Raw genomic sequence first — 16,725 nt, forward strand, 5'->3', positions numbered from 1 at the left:
GAGCTTCCTTTTAGCTGCCTTATCGCTGAAAAACCACGACAGGTTTTCTATTAAAATCGGGTTAGGCATATTGATAGTGAGAAGAGTGAACCGCACGTTCACCAAACCAAGCCAGTTTGTCGGCCAAAGACACCACCTCACCAATGACAATTAAAGCCGGAGATTGAGCCATAGCCGCTAGTTGTGGTAACTCATTCAGCATTCCTCGCTGCACTTGCTGAGTTTGCTGAGTCCCTCGTTCAATGATGGCGATCGGGGTGCTGGCACTTCTTCCATGCTTCATTAACTGCTGAGCAATAAACTGAGATTTCATCAACCCCATATAAATCACTAACGTTTGCTGACCACGAGCTAATGTGGACCAATCCATTTCATCCGCAGTTTCATTTTTAAGATGGCCGGTAATAAAAACGGCAGATTGCGCATAATCACGGTGAGTAAGAGGAATACCAGCATAGGCCGTAGCTCCTGCGGCGGCAGTAATTCCGGGGATAACCTGAAAAGAAATTCCAGCATCCACCAAGGCTTCAAGCTCTTCTCCCCCACGTCCAAAAATAAAAGGATCCCCCCCTTTCATTCGCACCACTCGATAACCTGACTGAGCAAAATCTACCAATAGCTGGTTGGTTTTCTCTTGTGGCACACTATGATGGCCAGCACGTTTGCCGACACAAACCAATATGGTGTCAGAAGGAATTAAGCTCATGATTTCATCAGAGACCAAGTAGTCATAAAGAATGACATCGGCCTGCTGAAGATAATTAAGGGCTTTAACCGTCAATAATTCAGGATCGCCGGGACCAGCCCCTACTAATGCCACTTCTCCGGGTTGTAACTGGCTACGTGAAAGGCGAGTAAAAGGATTCGGTGATGCTCCACCTGCTAGTGCCACTAATGGTGGGGGGGTGATAAGCCCGTTAATCATGCTCTTTGTACTCGCCATGTTTGCTATCCATTACGCAATTGATGACCTGCATTATGAGCAGTTCTATTTATTACCTGAAATTCTAAAATTTCATTTTTTATACTAAAAGCTGATAAGAGATGAATAAAAAAGAGAAACGCTCTCCCTTTCTGCATTAGCAACGGGTCGCCAAACAATGTCTCTACCCCCTAAAAACCGCAATAAATCACACTTTGTGATGACGCGAGCTTCTTGTTGCATCGCTATTTGCTACATTTGCTCGGGTAACGCTTTATACCCCCCTTCATTCATATAGGTAGGAGCCCACATGAATTCACCACTTAAGCCTCTTGCTGCCGCACTGTTAGGTGGGCTGCTGAGTCTCGCTGGGCCTGTAATGGCTGAAACTATTCAATTGAGAATTATTGAAACTACCGATATTCACACCAATTTGATGGATTATGATTACTACAAAGACAAACCATCTCAGCAACTGGGCTTAGCGCGAGCAGCCAGTCTGGTCAAACAAGCCCGAGCTGAAGTGGTTAATAGCGTATTGGTCGATAATGGTGATTTAATTCAAGGAAGCCCGATGGGAGACTACATCGCGGCCAAAGGTATTGCGAAAGGAGAGATCCACCCAGCTTATAAGGCTATGAATCAATTGGGTTATGATGTGGGTAACATTGGTAACCACGAGTTTAATTACGGCTTAGATTTTCTCAACCAAGCGATTAAAGGAGCCGCCTTCCCTTACATTAATGCCAATGTTTTTGATCAAAAAACGGGAGATCACGCTTTCCAACCTTATTTGATTAAAGCACATACCTTTACTGATCAAGCGGGAAAAATACAGACCATTAATGTCGGTTATATTGGTTTTGTTCCACCTCAGATCATGCTCTGGGATAAAAAGAACCTTGAAGGAAAAGTCTTTACCAAAGATATAAAGCAAAGCGCAGCAACCCTCATCCCGCAAATAAAACATCAAGGGGCGGATGTGATCATCGCTATTCCTCATTCAGGGATCTCGACCGATCCTTACCAAGCAGGAGCCGAAAACTCGGTTTACTACCTCACTCAAGTCCAAGGGATTGATGCCATTGCATTTGGCCACTCACATGCCGTATTCCCAAGTGCTGACTATGCAAACCTACCGGGTGCCGATATCAATCAAGGCACGATTAACGGTATTCCTGCGGTCATGCCCGGTCGCTGGGGCAGTCATGTGGGCGTGATCGATCTAACACTAAAAAAAGATCATGGCCAGTGGCTAGTGGTGGACGGGCGCGCTGAAGCTAGACCAATTTTCGATCACGTGACCAAGCAGGCGCTAGCCGAGGCAGACCAGAATATCGTGAAAGCCCTAGCCGAGGATCACAAAGGTACTCGTGAGTTTGTCAATCAGCCCATAGGTAAAGCGGATAATGTCATGTATAGCTTTTTGGCGCTTGTACAAGATGATCCAACAGTACAAATCGTCAACCTAGCACAAAAAGATTATGTCGAACGCTTTATTCAAGGCGACCCCAACTTAGCAGGCTTACCCGTTTTATCGGCAGGAGCTCCTTTTAAAGTGGGAGGACGCAAAGATGATCCCCATGGGTTTACTGAAGTGGAATCGGGGCAATTGACCTTTCGCAACGCGGCCGATCTTTATCTCTATCCAAATACCCTAGTCGCGCTCAAAATGACAGGTAAAGAAGTGAAAGAATGGCTAGAGTGCAGTGCCGGTCAATTCAACCAGATTGATCCAACGAGTCAATTACCACAAGCTCTGATTAACTGGGAAGGTTTTCGTACTTATAATTTTGATGTCATGGATGGGGTACGCTATCAGATTGATGTCACTCAGCCAGCTAAATACGATGGTGACTGTAAATTAGTGAATAAAGATGCAGAACGAATTGTCGGCTTAACTTACCAAGGTCAACCAATCAACCTAAAACAACCATTTTTGGTCGCAACCAATAACTATCGTGCCTACAGCAATAAATTTGCAGGTACAGGGAGTGAATTTATTGCTTTTGATTCACCAGATGAAAACCGTACCGTGGTAGCAAACTATATTGCTCGGATCAGTAAAGAAAAGGGCCACGTTACTCCAACGGCGGATAATAACTGGTCATTCGTGCCCATTCGTAGCCATACACCACTAGACATTCGCTTTGAAACATCTCCCAGTGAAAAAGCAGCACAATTTATAAAAAGTAACGGCCTATATCCCATGAGTTACATCACCACGGATGATATTGGATTCGCAGTCTATCAAATCGATCTCACCACACAAGATAAAGCACATTGAGATTGGTTGAGTTATAACGAGAAAAGCCAGTGCTCTGCACTGGCTTTTCTGGAATTGAACGACTCACACTATTTCAATAAACGGGCTCGAAATTGGCGACCTTTAATTTTTCCATTACTCAGTTTTTGTAGCGCCAGCTTGGCCACCTTCTTATTAACTGCAACATAGGCACGCATAGGTAATACGTTAATTTTACCTATCTGCTCCGCAGCAATATGCCCTCCCGCGGTTAATGCGCCCAGAATATCTCCTGGACGAACTTTTTGCTTTTTCCCACCATCAATCTGGAGAGTCACCATTTTTGCGGCATAAGGTTGAGCCTGCGGATTCACCTCAGGAAGCGTTGCGGCCTCAATCGGCATATCCAGATACTCATCAATCATGGCGACTCGATGCATCTCTTTATCGCTAAAGAAACTAAAGGCTAGCCCTTGACTTCCCGCTCGCCCAGTTCGACCAATACGATGCACATGCACTTCTGGGTCACGCGAGAGTTCAAAGTTAACCACGGCATCTAAATTATCCACATCCAAACCACGTGCTGCCACATCAGTTGCGACCAAAATGGAGATACTTTTATTCGCAAATTGAATTAGAGCTTGGTCACGATCCCGTTGCTCTAAATCACCGTGCAGCTCAACGACACTAAACCCTTTATGATGCAGCTCATCGGCCACACTTTGTACTTCTTTTTTGGTATTACAAAAAACGACCGCCGATTCAGGCTGATGATGCAATAGCAACAACTCCAGCGCTTGATCTCTCGCTTGAGTCCCTTCAACTTTATAAAAGAATTGCTGGATACTAGATGTATTGTGAGTCGATTCCACTTTCACCATTTCAGGCTCACGCATGATACGCTGAGCAATCTGTTTGATCTGAGTGGGGAATGTCGCACTAAAGAGTAAGGTTTGACGTGAAATGGGGGTTTCATTGATGATCGCATCTAACGATTCCTGAAATCCCATTTCGAGCATCCGGTCGGCTTCATCTAACACCAAGGTATTGAGCTCTGAAAGATCAATTCGCCCTTTCTCTAAGTGATCCAGAATTCGCCCCGGAGTACCAACCAAAATATGAGCACCATGCTCCAACGAACCAATCTGCGGCCCCATTGGCATCCCGCCGCATAAGGTCAGTACTTTAATATTATGAATCGCACGACCTAAAGTGCGAATTTCGGTCGCAACCTGATCCGCTAGTTCTCTGGTTGGACATAAAACTAGGGCTTGTACCCGAAATCGTTTCACATTAAGGTTCGATAACACCCCCAAGCCAAACGCCGCGGTTTTCCCTGACCCCGTTTTTCCTTGCCCGATAACATCCTTACCCGCCAAAATGCTTGGTAAGCTTAATGCTTGAATTGGCGTCATTTGGGTATAACCCAATGTAGCGAGGTTCGAAAGAAGGTCTGGCTTTAAATTAATTGTAGAAAAAGAGGTATTACTCAAGGAGGCGTCCTTTAGTTAGACGAAAGAAGAACCGCCTATTATCGCTATTTTTCCTAAGACCACCAGTCAATATTGAGCTACGATGGCTCTTTGCCTAGGATAGTGCATATAGACGCCTTTCCTTATCCCGTGCGTTCATCGTGTAAAATGAAGAAAGACAAGGAGTTAACAAATGTACACTTGGCAATGCCGCTCGTTTAACGAACTCACACCTGATGAGCTTTATGAACTATTGAAACTACGAGTAAACATTTTTGTGGTTGAGCAACAGTGCCCTTATCCTGAGTTGGACGACAAAGATAGAATAAAGGAAACACGGCATTTAATGGGGTATCATCAGCAACAGTTAGTCGCTTGTGCCCGCCTACTTCCTCCTGGCGCCAGCTACCCAAGCGTCAGTATTGGTCGCGTCGCTATTGCACAGAGCGCCAGAGGGCAAGGCCTTGCGTATCAATTACTCGAGCAAGCACTGATACACTGTGCCCAACATTGGCCGAAACAAGCCATCGAAATTGGCGCACAAACTTACCTCACCGATTTCTACACCCAGTACGGATTTATTGCGACATCGGAAAGCTATTTAGAAGATGGTATTGCTCATGTTGATATGAAACGCTCCGCAGATAGCTGATCCCGTTATTTACTGCGCCCAAAACCACCATCAGAAAGGCGAAAAAACATTACCGATTGATTATTTTTTTCTAACTGAAGAATATCTAACTGCCCATCTGTAGTCAGCTTAAAACGAATTAATTGCCCGCGTTGAATCTGGCTAAGTGGTTTATCCCCACCTTCAATCTGCACTAAAGCATTAAGATCCGACATCGATAATCCATTACTGCGAAAAACTTGAGATAGCGTATCCCCTTGCTTAACAATGTACTCATGCCAGGCTTTCTCTGCCACTGGGGCAGAAGGCTCCTTATTTTGCTCACTGAGCCCTTGAGTATTGACTGCAATAGCCACCCGTTGATGGGATGATTGGGGATATTCTTTTTGGGCAGAGGGATCCGTTGATGGCCATGGTGCAATCAGTAGAATGACAACCAATGGAATTAACACCATCAATGCTCTTTGATGGTAAATCGGCAAACGCTGCCAAAAGGAAACCCAGCGCTTAAAATTATCACGAGCGGTTAAATGCTGGAATGTCTTTTGCCACTCAATAGCCAGCCACTGGCGTTTCATCAATGCCAAGTAATCCGTTTGTTGTTTTTTCTTATGTCGGCGATTCATTTCTATCCGTCCCTAAAATGCTTGGTACAGTATAAAAACTCACGTGCCAAGAGTATAGAGCATGACCTTGCTTCTACCAAAGGTTGACACAATCTTGAAGTTTTTCCTCTTAGATTCTGCGTCAACTCACACCTTAACACCTTTATAGCAGGATTTATTGACAAGCATTTCATCCAAACGCTGAAACTGGTATTCTGTCGGCTTTCTTTTTGTGACAAAGAGTGACACTTATGTCTGACGTAAAATTTGAAACGGTAGAGCAAAAAGCCAGCTATGGTATTGGTCTACAAATGGGCCAGCAATTGGCAGGTAGTGGTCTAGAAGGCCTAAATGTCGATGCGATTGCTGCGGGGATTGCCACCGCATTAGTCGGTGAAATGCCAGCCATCGACGTTGATGAAATCAACCAAGCACTACAGGCTATGCACATGCGTGCCGAAGAAGCTCGCCAAGCATCGGCAAAAATTGCCGCCGCAGAGGGTGAAAACTTTTTAAAAGATAACGCACTACGCCCAGAAGTGACGGTTTTAGAATCGGGTTTGCAGTACGAAATCATCAATGAAGGGACAGGTGAAATACCGAGCGCAGATAAATCTGTTCGTGTTCATTACCATGGTGAGCTTACCGACGGTACTGTTTTTGACAGCTCAGTCTCTCGCGGTCAACCCGCTGAATTCCCAGTAACAGGTGTCATTAAAGGCTGGGTTGAAGCGCTACAATTGATGCCTGTTGGCTCAAAATGGAAATTATATATCCCGCAAGACCTTGCGTATGGCGAACGTGGTGCTGGTGCTGCGATTCCTCCATTTGCGGCTCTCATTTTTGAAGTTGAGCTACTGGCTATTCTATAAGTTCCACTCAACCCCCATTTCCAGCGGTGCATTGCGCCGCTTTTTATTATCCATCCCCTCGGATAACGGCAGTCTCAAGTCATTAGTTAATCGTCGTAGCAATGTTTGAGGCTAAAACATCAGCGCCATAACTCACAAAACGTGAAGGCCGTATTTTATCCGCTATCTCCATTCCAGTATGGACATTCAATTTCCCCTGTTCTATTGCAATAATATTTAACGCAAAAAACAGCACGAGCAGATTGACGACAAGCGTTGAAAAGGTTGTAACGTTGATAGCTAGAAGGGAGGGAGATGACGACATTAAAACTAAAGCATAAAAGCGCAACAGTGAAAAAGCCGTAACGAAAAAACCAATAAAAAAGCCGAGCTAATGCTCGGCTTTTTATCTGCGAACTGATTACTCAGCAGCTTCTTCAGCAGCTGGGCGATCAACAAGCTCAATGTAAGCCATTGGAGCTTTATCACCAGCACGGAAGCCAGCTTTTAGGATACGCGTGTAACCGCCCTGACGAGCAGCAAAACGTGGACCAAGTTCGTTAAATAGTTTTGCAACAACTTCGTTATCACGAGTACGTGCAAATGCTAGACGACGGTTAGCAACACTGTCAGTCTTAGCTAATGTAATCAAAGGCTCAACGACGCGACGCAGCTCTTTCGCTTTTGGCAAAGTAGTCTTGATAACTTCATGACGTACTAAAGAGCTAGCCATGTTGCTGAACATCGCTTTGCGATGACTGCTGTTGCGGTTGAGTTGACGACCACTCTTACGATGGCGCATGACCAAATCCTTCTAACTAATATCGATTAATCTTCAGCGATAGACGCTGGTGGCCAGTTTTCTAGGCGCATGCCCAGAGACAAGCCACGTGATGCAAGCACGTCTTTAATCTCAGTAAGAGATTTCTTACCAAGGTTAGGCGTTTTCAGTAGCTCAACCTCAGTGCGCTGTACTAGATCACCGATGTAGTGAATCGCTTCTGCTTTCAAACAGTTGGCAGAGCGAACTGTTAGTTCAAGATCGTCTACAGGACGCAGTAGGATCGGATCGAATTCAGGCTTCTCTTCCTTCTCCTCAGGAACACGTACATCACGAAGATCTACGAATGCATCCAATTGTTCAGCAAGAATTGTTGCTGCACGACGGATAGCTTCCTCAGGTTCCAGAGTACCGTTCGTTTCCATATCGATAACGAGTTTGTCTAAGTCAGTACGTTGCTCAACACGAGCAGCATCAACAGAGTAGGCAATTTTGTCTACAGGGCTGAATGTTGCGTCGACCAGCAAACGACCAATAGGACGTTCATCTTCTTCGGTATGAATACGAGCAGAAGCAGGAACATAACCACGACCACGTTCCACTTTAATACGCATAGCGATTTCAGCGTTGTCACTGGTTAAGTGACAGATAACGTGTTCTGGGTTTACGATCTCTACATCACCATCATGGGTGATGTCACCTGCAACCACAGGGCCCGAGCCTGATTTGTTTAATGTAATGAACACTTCATCTTTATTCTCGCCTAAGCGAACTGCCAGCCCTTTCAGGTTAAGGAGTATCTCTAGGATATCTTCCTGAACGCCTTCTTTAGTGCTGTACTCATGAAGTACGCCTTCAATTTCTACCTCTGTTACGGCACAACCCGGCATAGAAGATAGAAGAATTCGGCGAAGTGCATTACCAAGAGTATGGCCGAAACCACGCTCTAATGGCTCAAGAGTTACTTTTGCGTGTGTCGTGCTAATCTGTTCGATATCAACAAGACGTGGCTTAAGAAATTCTGTTACAGAACCCTGCATTGTGTCCTCTCTTTAGTTTAAACCTTACTTAGAGTAAAGCTCGACGATCAATTGTTCGTTGATGTCAGCTGATAGATCAGAACGTTCAGGCAAACGCTTGAATGTACCTTCCATCTGGCTTGCATCTACTTCAATCCAAGTTGGTTTTTCGCGTTGTTCTGCAACTTCTAGAGCTGCTTTGATGCGAGATTGCTTTTTCGCTTTCTCACGGATTGCAACAACGTCATTAGCCGCAACATTGAAAGAAGGTACGTTTACAACGTTACCGTTTACTAGGATAGCTTTGTGGCTAACCAATTGACGTGCTTCTGCGCGAGTTGCGCCAAAGCCCATACGGTAAACAACATTGTCTAGACGACCTTCAAGAAGCATAAGTAGGTTCTCACCTGTGTTGCCTTTTAGGCGAGCTGCTTCTTTGTAATAGTTACGGAATTGCTTTTCTAGAACGCCATAGATACGACGAACTTTTTGCTTCTCACGAAGCTGAACGCCATATTCAGATAGACGACCGCGACGAGCGCCGTGTACACCTGGTGCGTTATCGATTTTACACTTGGTATCAATCGCACGAACGCCTGACTTAAGGAACAAGTCAGTACCTTCGCGGCGGCTAAGCTTCAGCTTAGGACCCAAATATCTTGCCATGATCTTTCTCCAATGTTCCCAGAAACGTTAAACGCGACGTTTCTTAGGTGGACGACAACCGTTATGAGGGATTGGTGTCGCATCAACGATGTTTGTGATACGGAAACCAGCAGCGTTCAGTGCGCGAACAGTAGATTCACGACCTGGACCTGGACCCTTAACCATAACCTCAAGGTTCTTTAGGCCATATTCTTTAGCCATTTCAGCACAACGCTCCGCAGCAACCTGTGCAGCGAACGGTGTTGATTTACGAGAACCGCGGAAACCTGAACCACCAGCAGTAGCCCAAGCTAATGCGTTACCTTGACGGTCAGTGATGGTTACGATTGTGTTGTTGAAAGATGCGTGGATATGCGCTACGCCATCAGCAACTTGCTTGCGTACGCGCTTACGAGCGCGTGTTGGTTGTTTAGCCATTGTACTCTACCCTTCCCGACTATTTCTTGATCGGCTTACGCGGACCCTTACGGGTGCGAGCATTGGTTTTAGTACGCTGTCCACGTAGTGGTAGACTGCGACGATGACGAAGACCACGGTAACAGCCAAGGTCCATTAGACGCTTGATGTTCATGGAAACTTCACGACGAAGATCACCCTCTACAGTGTACTTAGCTACACCATCACGCAGTTGATCGATCTGCTCTTCAGTTAGTTCACTGATCTTAACACTTTCAGCAATACCCACATCGGCTAGGATAGCTTTTGAGCGGGTTTTACCAATACCGTAAATCGCAGTCAGAGCGATTACAGCATGTTTTTGATCAGGAATGTTAATGCCTGCTATACGGGCCACTATGCACTCCTAGTACTTTCTATAAAGAATTATCCGCAGCAAAGCCCGTCGAGGATACGCTGCGGGATACTACTTCTTTTGCACGCAAAAGGTAGGCCGAGGAATATACTCGACCAACCTTTAATTTTCAAGTAAAAATTTCTGCTTATTAGCCTTGGCGCTGCTTGTGCTTTGGCTCACTGCAAATCACGCGAACGACACCGTTACGCTTGATAACTTTACAGTTACGGCAGATTTTTTTAACGGAAGCACGAACTTTCATTGCTAAACTCCGTAAATCTAACTTAAATGGCAGCCGTCATTAACGGCCATAACCTTTTAAATTTGCCTTTTTCAACACAGAGTCATATTGATTTGACATCAAATGAGTCTGTACCTGTGCCATAAAGTCCATGATTACCACAACGACAATCAGTAATGATGTACCGCCAAAGTAGAAACGTACGTTCCATGCGACCATCATGAACTCAGGGATCAGACAGATAAAAGTAATGTATAACGCACCGGCTAAGGTTAAACGTGTCATCACTTTATCAATATATTTTGCCGTCTGCTCACCTGGGCGGATACCGGGTACGAATGCACCAGACTTCTTCAGGTTATCTGCTGTTTCTCGCGGATTGAAGACCAACGCTGTATAGAAGAAACAGAAGAAAATAATTGCTGCTGCATAAAGCATTACATACAGCGGTTGACCAGGGCTTAGAGCAAGAGAGACATCAGTTAACCAACCAAGTCTACTGCTCTCACCATTTTGACCAAACCACTGAGCGAGTGTTCCAGGGAACAAAATAATACTCGATGCGAAGATTGCAGGAATGACCCCAGCCATATTGATTTTCAATGGCAAATGGGTACTTTGTGCTGCAAAAACTTTACGACCTTGTTGACGTTTAGCGTAGTTAACAACGATACGACGCTGACCACGTTCCATGAAAACAACGAAATAAATAACAGCAAAAGCTAACACTGCAATTAACAGCAGAAGAAGCACATGCAGTTCACCTTGACGCGCTTGCTCGATCGTTTGTCCGATTGCCGAAGGCAAACCAGCAACAATACCTGCAAAAATGAGAATAGAAATACCATTCCCAATTCCTCGCTCTGTAATTTGTTCACCTAACCACATTAAGAACATAGTACCGGTTACTAAACTCACGGTTGCAATCAGGGTAAACATGGTTTGGTCAATAACAACCAGATTGTTGACCATGTTTGGTAAGCCTGTTGCTATACCTATCGCTTGGAATGTTGCAAGTACAAGCGTGCCGTAGCGTGTATATTGGCTGATCTTACGACGGCCTGCTTCACCCTCTTTCTTGAGCTCGGCTAACGCTGGATGAACTACAGTCAACAACTGAACAACAATCGATGCCGAAATATACGGCATGATGCCCAGTGCGAATATAGATGCACGCTCAAGAGCACCACCAGAGAACATATTAAACATTTCAATGATGGTGCCTTTTTGCTGTTCGAACAAATCGGCAAGTACAGCAGCGTCAATACCAGGAATCGGCACAAAAGAGCCTGCTCGGAATACTAAAAGTGCACCAATTACGAATAATAAGCGCGACTTTAGCTCACCTAAGCCGCTCTGAGCACTACGAAAATCTTGTCCTGGTTTCTTAGCCATCTGTACCTCAATCCTCGAGATTATTCCTCGATTTTACCGCCTGCAGCTTCGATTGCAGCTTTAGCGCCTTTAGTCACGCGTAGACCTTTTACAGTCACTGCTTTGTTGATCTCGCCAGAAAGTACTACTTTCACGAACTCGATGTTTTTAGTCACAACGTTCGCTGCTTTCAAGCTGTTAAGATCAACGACGTCACCAGTTACTTTCGCTAGCTCAGCTAGACGAACTTCAGCTGTCACTAGGCTCTTACGAGAAGTGAAACCAAATTTAGGTAGACGTTGTTTTAATGGCATTTGACCGCCTTCAAAACCTGGACGAACACTGCCGCCAGAACGTGACTTTTGACCTTTGTGACCACGGCCACCTGTTTTACCAAGGCCAGAACCGATACCACGACCTAAACGCTTCTTAGAAGGTTTAGAACCCGCAGCCGGTGATAGAGTATTCAAAAACATTATGATTACTCCTCAACTTTAACCATGTAGTGAACCTTGTTGATCATACCGCGTACACACGCTGTATCTTCAAGTTCCACTGTATGGTTGATTTTACGAAGACCTAAACCACGCAAAGTAGCTTTATGCTTTGGCAGGCGACCAATTGAGCTTTTAGTTTGAGTTACTTTAATAGTTGCCATGTGTTCTTACTCCGAAATCGCTTCAACAGTTAGACCACGTTTAGCTGCAACCATTTCAGGTGACTTAACATCTACTAAAGCGTCGATCGTTGCACGAACGATGTTGATAGGGTTTGTTGAACCGTATGCTTTAGATAGAACGTTATGTACACCAGCAACTTCAAGTACTGAACGCATCGCACCACCGGCGATAACACCTGTACCTTCTGCAGCTGGCTGCATGTAAACTTTAGAGCCCGAGTGGCGACCTTTCACTGGGTGGTGAAGAGTGCCTTCGTTAAGCGCGATAGTAACCATGTTACGACGTGCTTTTTCCATTGCTTTTTGAATCGCAGCAGGTACTTCACGAGCTTTGCCGTAACCGAAACCTACACGACCATTACCGTCACCAACCACAGTTAGTGCAGTGAAGCTCATGATTCGACCACCTTTAACCGTTTTAGAAACACGGTTAACAGCGATTAATTTTTCTTGCAAATCATTCGCTTGAACTTGTTGTTCTTTAGCCATCTTCCAACCCTACCTTAGAATTTCAGACCAGCTTCGCGCGCAGACTCTGCTAACGCGGCTACTCGACCGTGGTATTGGAAACCAGAACGATCAAATGCAACTGACGATACGCCTTTTTCTAGCGCACGCTCAGCAACAGCTTTACCTACTGCTTTTGCTGCATCGATGTTACCAGTATTCTTCACTTGCTCACGGATCGCTTTTTCTACAGTAGAAGCTGCGGCGATAACCTCAGAGCCATTAGCTGCAATCACTTGAGCGTACACGTGACGAGGAGTACGGTGTACTACTAGGCGAGTTGCACCCAGTTCTGCAATCTTACGACGTGCACGTGTAGCACGACGGATGCGAGATGCTTTCTTATCCATAGTGTTACCTTACTTCTTCTTAGCTTCTTTAGTACGCACATTTTCATCTGCGTAACGAATACCTTTGCCTTTATAAGGCTCAGGCGCGCGGTAAGAACGAATGTCAGCCGCAACCTGACCTACTTCTTGCTTATCGCAACCAGTTAGGACAATTTCAGTTTGGCTTGGACATTCGGCTTTAACACCCGCTGGCAACTCGTGCTCAACTGGGTGAGAGAAGCCTAGAGTTAGACCGACCGCATTGCCTTTAATAGCAGCACGATAACCTACACCCTTAAGAACGAGCTTCTTAGTAAAGCCTTCAGTAACACCAACAACCATGTTGTTCACTAGAGCGCGAGCAGTACCTGCTTGAGCCCAAGCGTTTGCGATACCCTCACGAGGACCGAACGTTAGGTTGTTTTCTTCCTGTGCGATCACTACGCCATTGTGAATAACGCGAGTTAATTCACCTTTAGCGCCTTTAATAGTGATCTCTTGGCCGTTTAGTTTCACCTCTACGCCAGCTGGAATAGCGACAGGTGCTTTAGCAACACGAGACATGTTCTACTCCTATTAAATTAAGCTACGTAGCAAATGATTTCACCGCCAAGGCCTGCTTTACGAGCAGCGCGGTCTGACATCAGACCCTTGGAAGTAGAAATAACAGCAATACCAAGACCGCCCATCACTGATGGAAGCTCGTCTTTCTTCTTATAGACACGAAGACCTGGACGAGAAACGCGTTTGATTTGCTCAATTACTGGTTTTGCTTGGAAATACTTAAGCGTAATTTCCAGCTCTGGTTTCACTTCGCCTTCAACAGCGAAGTCTGCGATGTAACCTTCAGCTTTAAGTAGTGCAGCAATTGCAACTTTAAGCTTTGAAGAAGGCATTTTTACAGCAACTTTATTTGCTGCCTGACCGTTACGAACACGGGTCAGCATATCCGAAATCGGATCTTGCATGCTCATAGACTTTACTCCAAATGATTAAGTGGCAATTACCAGCTAGCCTTACGAAGTCCAGGAATCTCGCCTTTCATGCAAGCTTCACGAACTTTGATACGGCTTAGACCGAATTTACGTAGGTAACCGTGTGGGCGACCAGTTTGGTTGCAACGGTTGCGCTGACGTGATGCACTTGAATCACGTGGAAGAGTTTGCAGTTTAAGAACCGCATTCCAACGATCTTCTTCTGATGCGTTTACATCGCTGATGATAGCTTTAAGCGCGGCACGCTTTTCTGCGTACTGAACTACGAGCTTGGCACGTTTAACTTCACGTGCTTTCATTGATTGTTTAGCCATAACAGTAACCCTTCACCTTACTTACGGAATGGGAAGTTAAAGGCAGCCAGCAGAGCACGGCCTTCCTCATCGTTTGCAGCAGTAGTCGTGATAGTGATATCAAGACCGCGCACACGATCGACTTTATCGTAGTCGATTTCCGGAAAGATGATTTGCTCGCGAACGCCCATGCTGTAGTTACCGCGTCCGTCAAAAGACTTAGCGCTAACACCGCGGAAATCGCGTACACGTGGTAGAGCGATAGAAATCAAACGCTCTAAGAAATCCCACATGCGTTCGCCACGCAAGGTTACTTTACAACCAATTGGGTAGCCTTCACGGATTTTGAAACCAGCAACAGATTTGCGTGCTTTAGTGATAAGTGGCTTTTGACCAGAGATGATCGCCATATCAGAAGCTGCATTTTCTAGTAGTTTCTTATCGTTGATAGCTTCACCAACGCCCATATTGAGGGTGATTTTCTCAATTCTAGGGACTTGCATGACGCTTGTGTAACCGAACTGTTTGGCCAGTTCAGCGACTACAGACGACTTGTAGTAATCATGCAGTTTCGCCATAGTAGAACTCCAAATTACTCTATTAGTTAGAAACGATTTCGCCGTTAGATTTGAAGAAACGAACTTTTTTGCCGTCTTCAAAACGGAAACCGATACGGTCCGCTTTACCAGTTGCTGCGTTAAAGATTGCAACGTTAGAAGCATCAATTGCTGCTTCTTGTTCAACGATGCCACCTTGTTGACCTAGAGCCGGAACTGGCTTTTGGTGTTTCTTAACAAGGTTGATACCTTCAACGATAACTTTACCGGTTGCGAGAACCTTAGTTACTTTACCTTTCTTGCCTTTGTCTTTCCCAGCAAGAACGATCACTTCGTCATTACGACGGATTTTAGCTGCCATTGTTTGCCGCTCCTTACAGAACTTCAGGTGCTAGTGACACAATCTTCATGAATTTCGCGTTACGAAGTTCACGAGTCACTGGACCAAAGATACGTGTACCGATTGGTTGCTCGGTATTGTTGTTAAGCAATACGCAAGCATTTCGGTCGAAGCGAATGACAGAACCGTCTGGACGACGTACGCCTTTACGGGTGCGAACTACCACTGCCTTCAATACATCACCTTTTTTTACTTTACCGCGAGGAATTGCTTCTTTCACAGTAACTTTGATGATGTCGCCCACATGGGCGTAACGACGGTGAGAGCCACCCAGAACCTTAATACACATTACGCTGCGAGCGCCTGAGTTATCAGCTGCGTCCAGCATACTTTGCATTTGGATCATGTTAGTGCTCCGCTAAATATTAAAAAAACTAGACCCATCTCGGGTCGGGCTGCCTCTTTAAAGGGACGCGAATTGTACCACCCTTTTTTGTGGTTGGGTAGTCAAAAAACAAGCGGCCCCAAAAATAATTGGGGCCGCTGTATTCGCATCAAAAGCTCAATTAAATTTTTGCTTTTTCTACTACTTTTACCAATGTCCAAGACTTAGTCTTAGACAGTGGACGACACTCACGGATTTCAACGGTGTCGCCAATGCCACACTCGTTGTTTTCATCATGTGCGTGTACTTTAGTCGTGCGACGAACGAATTTACCGTAAATTGGGTGCTTCACGAAACGCTCGATAGCAACAACGATAGACTTTTCCATCTTGTCACTAACAACACGACCTTGTTGGGTACGAATTTTGTCGCTCATTATGCGCCTGCCTTCTCAGTCAAAACAGTTTTCACACGTGCGATATCACGGCGGACAGCTTTCAGAGTATGAGTTTGTTGTAGTTGACCAGTTGCTGCTTGCATGCGCAAGTTGAACTGCTCTTTTAGCAAACTCAATAGCTCAGCGTTAAGCTCTTCAACGCTTTTCTCGCGTAGATCTTGTGCTTTCATCACATCACCTGCTTAGTTACAAATGTAGTCTTGAATGGCAGTTTACGTGCCGCTAGGCGGAACGCTTCACGAGCCAATTCTTCAGGTACACCATCAACTTCGTACATCACCTTGCCAGGTTGGATTTGGGCTACCCAGTACTCAACGTTACCTTTACCCTTACCTTGACGAACTTCAAGTGGTTTTTCTGTGATTGGTTTGTCTGGGAACACACGGATCCAGATTTTACCTTGACGCTTAATATGACGCGTCATCGCACGACGTGCCGCTTCGATTTGACGAGCAGTTAGACGACCACGGCCTACAGCTTTCAAACCAAAGGTGCCGAAGCTGACTTCAGTACCTTTTGCTAGGCCACGGTTACGACCTGTATGAACCTTGCGGAACTTAGTACGTTTAGGTTGTAGCATCTG

Annotated in this window: 27 protein-coding genes; 3 read left to right on the plus strand and 24 right to left on the minus strand. The window is 45.4% G+C overall.

Going from position 1 to position 16,725, the window contains the following annotated elements:
* Positions 1–61: 61 nt before the first annotated feature.
* Positions 62–943: a uroporphyrinogen-III C-methyltransferase gene (gene cobA / locus B5D54_RS11370; protein WP_078926669.1), complete on the minus strand. Its 882-nt coding sequence runs from the start codon at positions 941–943 to the stop codon at positions 62–64.
* Between the two features lie 289 nt (positions 944–1,232).
* On the opposite strand from cobA, the gene cpdB reads away from it, so the two are divergent.
* Positions 1,233–3,209: a 2',3'-cyclic-nucleotide 2'-phosphodiesterase gene (gene cpdB / locus B5D54_RS11375; RefSeq protein ID WP_078926670.1), complete on the plus strand. Its 1,977-nt coding sequence runs from the start codon at positions 1,233–1,235 to the stop codon at positions 3,207–3,209.
* 68 nt (positions 3,210–3,277) lie between these two features.
* Here the strand turns inward: cpdB and dbpA are convergent, their stop codons facing one another.
* Positions 3,278–4,660, minus strand: coding sequence for an ATP-dependent RNA helicase DbpA (dbpA, locus tag B5D54_RS11380; RefSeq protein WP_078926671.1), 1,383 nt, complete (start codon positions 4,658–4,660; stop codon positions 3,278–3,280).
* 172 nt (positions 4,661–4,832) lie between these two features.
* Here dbpA and B5D54_RS11385 point away from each other — a divergent pair, with 172 nt between their 5' ends.
* Complete coding sequence (locus B5D54_RS11385; protein WP_078926672.1) at positions 4,833–5,291, plus strand: GNAT family N-acetyltransferase; 459 nt, start codon at positions 4,833–4,835, stop codon at positions 5,289–5,291.
* Positions 5,292–5,296: 5 nt separating this feature from the next.
* Here B5D54_RS11385 and B5D54_RS11390 read toward each other — a convergent pair whose 3' ends face one another.
* Positions 5,297–5,896, minus strand: coding sequence for a LysM-like peptidoglycan-binding domain-containing protein (locus B5D54_RS11390; RefSeq protein ID WP_078926673.1), 600 nt, complete (start codon positions 5,894–5,896; stop codon positions 5,297–5,299).
* A 230-nt stretch (positions 5,897–6,126) separates the two neighbouring features.
* On the opposite strand from B5D54_RS11390, the gene bamJ reads away from it, so the two are divergent.
* Complete coding sequence (gene bamJ, locus B5D54_RS11395; RefSeq protein WP_078926674.1) at positions 6,127–6,747, plus strand: BamJ family beta-barrel-assembly machinery protein; 621 nt, start codon at positions 6,127–6,129, stop codon at positions 6,745–6,747.
* Between the two features lie 82 nt (positions 6,748–6,829).
* On the opposite strand, the gene B5D54_RS16930 is transcribed toward bamJ, so the two are convergent.
* The 21 genes from B5D54_RS16930 to rplP form a co-directional block, all read right to left on the minus strand.
* Positions 6,830–7,051 (minus strand): hypothetical protein, encoded by a 222-nt coding sequence (locus B5D54_RS16930; RefSeq protein WP_139364781.1) that lies wholly within the window; start codon positions 7,049–7,051, stop codon positions 6,830–6,832.
* Between the two features lie 96 nt (positions 7,052–7,147).
* The gene (gene rplQ / locus B5D54_RS11400) at positions 7,148–7,528 is read right to left on the minus strand and encodes a 50S ribosomal protein L17 (protein ID WP_005383141.1); all 381 of its coding nucleotides are present in this window, start codon (positions 7,526–7,528) and stop codon (positions 7,148–7,150) included.
* Between the two features lie 26 nt (positions 7,529–7,554).
* On the minus strand, positions 7,555–8,547 hold the full coding sequence (locus tag B5D54_RS11405) for a DNA-directed RNA polymerase subunit alpha (RefSeq protein WP_078926675.1): 993 nt from the start codon (positions 8,545–8,547) through the stop codon (positions 7,555–7,557).
* 24 nt (positions 8,548–8,571) lie between these two features.
* Positions 8,572–9,192 (minus strand): 30S ribosomal protein S4, encoded by a 621-nt coding sequence (gene rpsD / locus B5D54_RS11410; RefSeq protein WP_078926676.1) that lies wholly within the window; start codon positions 9,190–9,192, stop codon positions 8,572–8,574.
* A gap of 27 nt (positions 9,193–9,219) precedes the next feature.
* Positions 9,220–9,609: a 30S ribosomal protein S11 gene (rpsK, locus tag B5D54_RS11415; RefSeq protein WP_001118870.1), complete on the minus strand. Its 390-nt coding sequence runs from the start codon at positions 9,607–9,609 to the stop codon at positions 9,220–9,222.
* Between the two features lie 19 nt (positions 9,610–9,628).
* Positions 9,629–9,985: a 30S ribosomal protein S13 gene (gene rpsM / locus B5D54_RS11420; protein ID WP_004394544.1), complete on the minus strand. Its 357-nt coding sequence runs from the start codon at positions 9,983–9,985 to the stop codon at positions 9,629–9,631.
* Between the two features lie 148 nt (positions 9,986–10,133).
* Complete coding sequence (gene rpmJ / locus B5D54_RS11425) at positions 10,134–10,247, minus strand: 50S ribosomal protein L36 (RefSeq protein ID WP_000868186.1); 114 nt, start codon at positions 10,245–10,247, stop codon at positions 10,134–10,136.
* Between the two features lie 39 nt (positions 10,248–10,286).
* Entirely contained in the window at positions 10,287–11,621 is a 1,335-nt protein-coding gene (gene secY, locus B5D54_RS11430; RefSeq protein WP_078926677.1) for a preprotein translocase subunit SecY, read from the minus strand.
* Positions 11,622–11,641: 20 nt separating this feature from the next.
* Positions 11,642–12,076 carry a 50S ribosomal protein L15 gene (rplO, locus tag B5D54_RS11435; protein WP_078926678.1) on the minus strand — a complete coding sequence of 145 codons (435 nt, stop codon included), beginning with the start codon at positions 12,074–12,076 and terminating at the stop codon, positions 11,642–11,644.
* A 5-nt stretch (positions 12,077–12,081) separates the two neighbouring features.
* Positions 12,082–12,258, minus strand: coding sequence for a 50S ribosomal protein L30 (gene rpmD / locus B5D54_RS11440; RefSeq protein WP_078926679.1), 177 nt, complete (start codon positions 12,256–12,258; stop codon positions 12,082–12,084).
* A 6-nt stretch (positions 12,259–12,264) separates the two neighbouring features.
* The gene (gene rpsE / locus B5D54_RS11445) at positions 12,265–12,768 is read right to left on the minus strand and encodes a 30S ribosomal protein S5 (RefSeq protein ID WP_078926680.1); all 504 of its coding nucleotides are present in this window, start codon (positions 12,766–12,768) and stop codon (positions 12,265–12,267) included.
* Between the two features lie 14 nt (positions 12,769–12,782).
* Complete coding sequence (gene rplR, locus B5D54_RS11450; protein WP_078926681.1) at positions 12,783–13,136, minus strand: 50S ribosomal protein L18; 354 nt, start codon at positions 13,134–13,136, stop codon at positions 12,783–12,785.
* Between the two features lie 9 nt (positions 13,137–13,145).
* A complete protein-coding gene (gene rplF / locus B5D54_RS11455; RefSeq protein WP_078926682.1) occupies positions 13,146–13,679 on the minus strand; it encodes a 50S ribosomal protein L6 in 534 nt (177 codons plus the stop codon).
* A gap of 17 nt (positions 13,680–13,696) precedes the next feature.
* Positions 13,697–14,089 (minus strand): 30S ribosomal protein S8, encoded by a 393-nt coding sequence (gene rpsH / locus B5D54_RS11460; protein WP_078926683.1) that lies wholly within the window; start codon positions 14,087–14,089, stop codon positions 13,697–13,699.
* A 29-nt stretch (positions 14,090–14,118) separates the two neighbouring features.
* Positions 14,119–14,424 (minus strand): 30S ribosomal protein S14, encoded by a 306-nt coding sequence (rpsN, locus tag B5D54_RS11465; protein WP_078926684.1) that lies wholly within the window; start codon positions 14,422–14,424, stop codon positions 14,119–14,121.
* Between the two features lie 17 nt (positions 14,425–14,441).
* Complete coding sequence (gene rplE / locus B5D54_RS11470) at positions 14,442–14,981, minus strand: 50S ribosomal protein L5 (protein ID WP_078926685.1); 540 nt, start codon at positions 14,979–14,981, stop codon at positions 14,442–14,444.
* Between the two features lie 22 nt (positions 14,982–15,003).
* Complete coding sequence (gene rplX, locus B5D54_RS11475) at positions 15,004–15,321, minus strand: 50S ribosomal protein L24 (protein WP_078926686.1); 318 nt, start codon at positions 15,319–15,321, stop codon at positions 15,004–15,006.
* Between the two features lie 13 nt (positions 15,322–15,334).
* Complete coding sequence (gene rplN, locus B5D54_RS11480) at positions 15,335–15,706, minus strand: 50S ribosomal protein L14 (RefSeq protein WP_004394532.1); 372 nt, start codon at positions 15,704–15,706, stop codon at positions 15,335–15,337.
* A gap of 160 nt (positions 15,707–15,866) precedes the next feature.
* On the minus strand, positions 15,867–16,121 hold the full coding sequence (rpsQ, locus tag B5D54_RS11485) for a 30S ribosomal protein S17 (RefSeq protein WP_078926687.1): 255 nt from the start codon (positions 16,119–16,121) through the stop codon (positions 15,867–15,869).
* Positions 16,121–16,312 carry a 50S ribosomal protein L29 gene (gene rpmC / locus B5D54_RS11490; RefSeq protein WP_078926688.1) on the minus strand — a complete coding sequence of 64 codons (192 nt, stop codon included), beginning with the start codon at positions 16,310–16,312 and terminating at the stop codon, positions 16,121–16,123. Before rpmC ends, rpsQ begins: the two co-directional genes overlap by 1 nt.
* Positions 16,312–16,722: a 50S ribosomal protein L16 gene (gene rplP, locus B5D54_RS11495; protein ID WP_004394529.1), complete on the minus strand. Its 411-nt coding sequence runs from the start codon at positions 16,720–16,722 to the stop codon at positions 16,312–16,314. The genes rpmC and rplP overlap by 1 nt, the downstream gene beginning before the upstream one ends.
* Between the last annotated feature and the right edge of the window lie 3 nt (positions 16,723–16,725).

The organism is Vibrio cincinnatiensis DSM 19608, assembly GCF_900167345.1.
Taxonomy (GTDB): domain Bacteria; phylum Pseudomonadota; class Gammaproteobacteria; order Enterobacterales; family Vibrionaceae; genus Vibrio; species Vibrio cincinnatiensis.

Bases quoted from the DNA above. Each gene is read 5' to 3' on its own strand.
- B5D54_RS16930 (WP_139364781.1), bottom strand. From the start codon at position 7,051: ATGTCGTCATCTCCCTCCCTTCTAGCTATCAACGTTACAACCTTTTCA.
- B5D54_RS11390 (WP_078926673.1), bottom strand. From the start codon at position 5,896: ATGAATCGCCGACATAAGAAAAAACAACAAACGGATTACTTGGCATTG.
- rplE (WP_078926685.1), bottom strand. From the start codon at position 14,981: ATGGCGAAACTGCATGATTACTACAAGTCGTCTGTAGTCGCTGAACTG.
- rplX (WP_078926686.1), bottom strand. From the start codon at position 15,321: ATGGCAGCTAAAATCCGTCGTAATGACGAAGTGATCGTTCTTGCTGGG.
- rplR (WP_078926681.1), bottom strand. From the start codon at position 13,136: ATGGATAAGAAAGCATCTCGCATCCGTCGTGCTACACGTGCACGTCGT.
- cpdB (WP_078926670.1), top strand. From the start codon at position 1,233: ATGAATTCACCACTTAAGCCTCTTGCTGCCGCACTGTTAGGTGGGCTG.
- rpsE (WP_078926680.1), bottom strand. From the start codon at position 12,768: ATGGCTAAAGAACAACAAGTTCAAGCGAATGATTTGCAAGAAAAATTA.
- rpmD (WP_078926679.1), bottom strand. From the start codon at position 12,258: ATGGCAACTATTAAAGTAACTCAAACTAAAAGCTCAATTGGTCGCCTG.
- rpsQ (WP_078926687.1), bottom strand. From the start codon at position 16,121: ATGAGCGACAAAATTCGTACCCAACAAGGTCGTGTTGTTAGTGACAAG.
- rplP (WP_004394529.1), bottom strand. From the start codon at position 16,722: ATGCTACAACCTAAACGTACTAAGTTCCGCAAGGTTCATACAGGTCGT.
- secY (WP_078926677.1), bottom strand. From the start codon at position 11,621: ATGGCTAAGAAACCAGGACAAGATTTTCGTAGTGCTCAGAGCGGCTTA.
- rpsH (WP_078926683.1), bottom strand. From the start codon at position 14,089: ATGAGCATGCAAGATCCGATTTCGGATATGCTGACCCGTGTTCGTAAC.
- rplF (WP_078926682.1), bottom strand. From the start codon at position 13,679: ATGTCTCGTGTTGCTAAAGCACCTGTCGCTATTCCAGCTGGCGTAGAG.
- B5D54_RS11405 (WP_078926675.1), bottom strand. From the start codon at position 8,547: ATGCAGGGTTCTGTAACAGAATTTCTTAAGCCACGTCTTGTTGATATC.
- bamJ (WP_078926674.1), top strand. From the start codon at position 6,127: ATGTCTGACGTAAAATTTGAAACGGTAGAGCAAAAAGCCAGCTATGGT.
- rpmC (WP_078926688.1), bottom strand. From the start codon at position 16,312: ATGAAAGCACAAGATCTACGCGAGAAAAGCGTTGAAGAGCTTAACGCT.
- rpsD (WP_078926676.1), bottom strand. From the start codon at position 9,192: ATGGCAAGATATTTGGGTCCTAAGCTGAAGCTTAGCCGCCGCGAAGGT.
- rpmJ (WP_000868186.1), bottom strand. From the start codon at position 10,247: ATGAAAGTTCGTGCTTCCGTTAAAAAAATCTGCCGTAACTGTAAAGTT.
- rpsK (WP_001118870.1), bottom strand. From the start codon at position 9,609: ATGGCTAAACAACCAACACGCGCTCGTAAGCGCGTACGCAAGCAAGTT.
- rplO (WP_078926678.1), bottom strand. From the start codon at position 12,076: ATGTTTTTGAATACTCTATCACCGGCTGCGGGTTCTAAACCTTCTAAG.
- rpsN (WP_078926684.1), bottom strand. From the start codon at position 14,424: ATGGCTAAACAATCAATGAAAGCACGTGAAGTTAAACGTGCCAAGCTC.
- B5D54_RS11385 (WP_078926672.1), top strand. From the start codon at position 4,833: ATGTACACTTGGCAATGCCGCTCGTTTAACGAACTCACACCTGATGAG.
- rplQ (WP_005383141.1), bottom strand. From the start codon at position 7,528: ATGCGCCATCGTAAGAGTGGTCGTCAACTCAACCGCAACAGCAGTCAT.
- cobA (WP_078926669.1), bottom strand. From the start codon at position 943: ATGGCGAGTACAAAGAGCATGATTAACGGGCTTATCACCCCCCCACCA.
- rplN (WP_004394532.1), bottom strand. From the start codon at position 15,706: ATGATCCAAATGCAAAGTATGCTGGACGCAGCTGATAACTCAGGCGCT.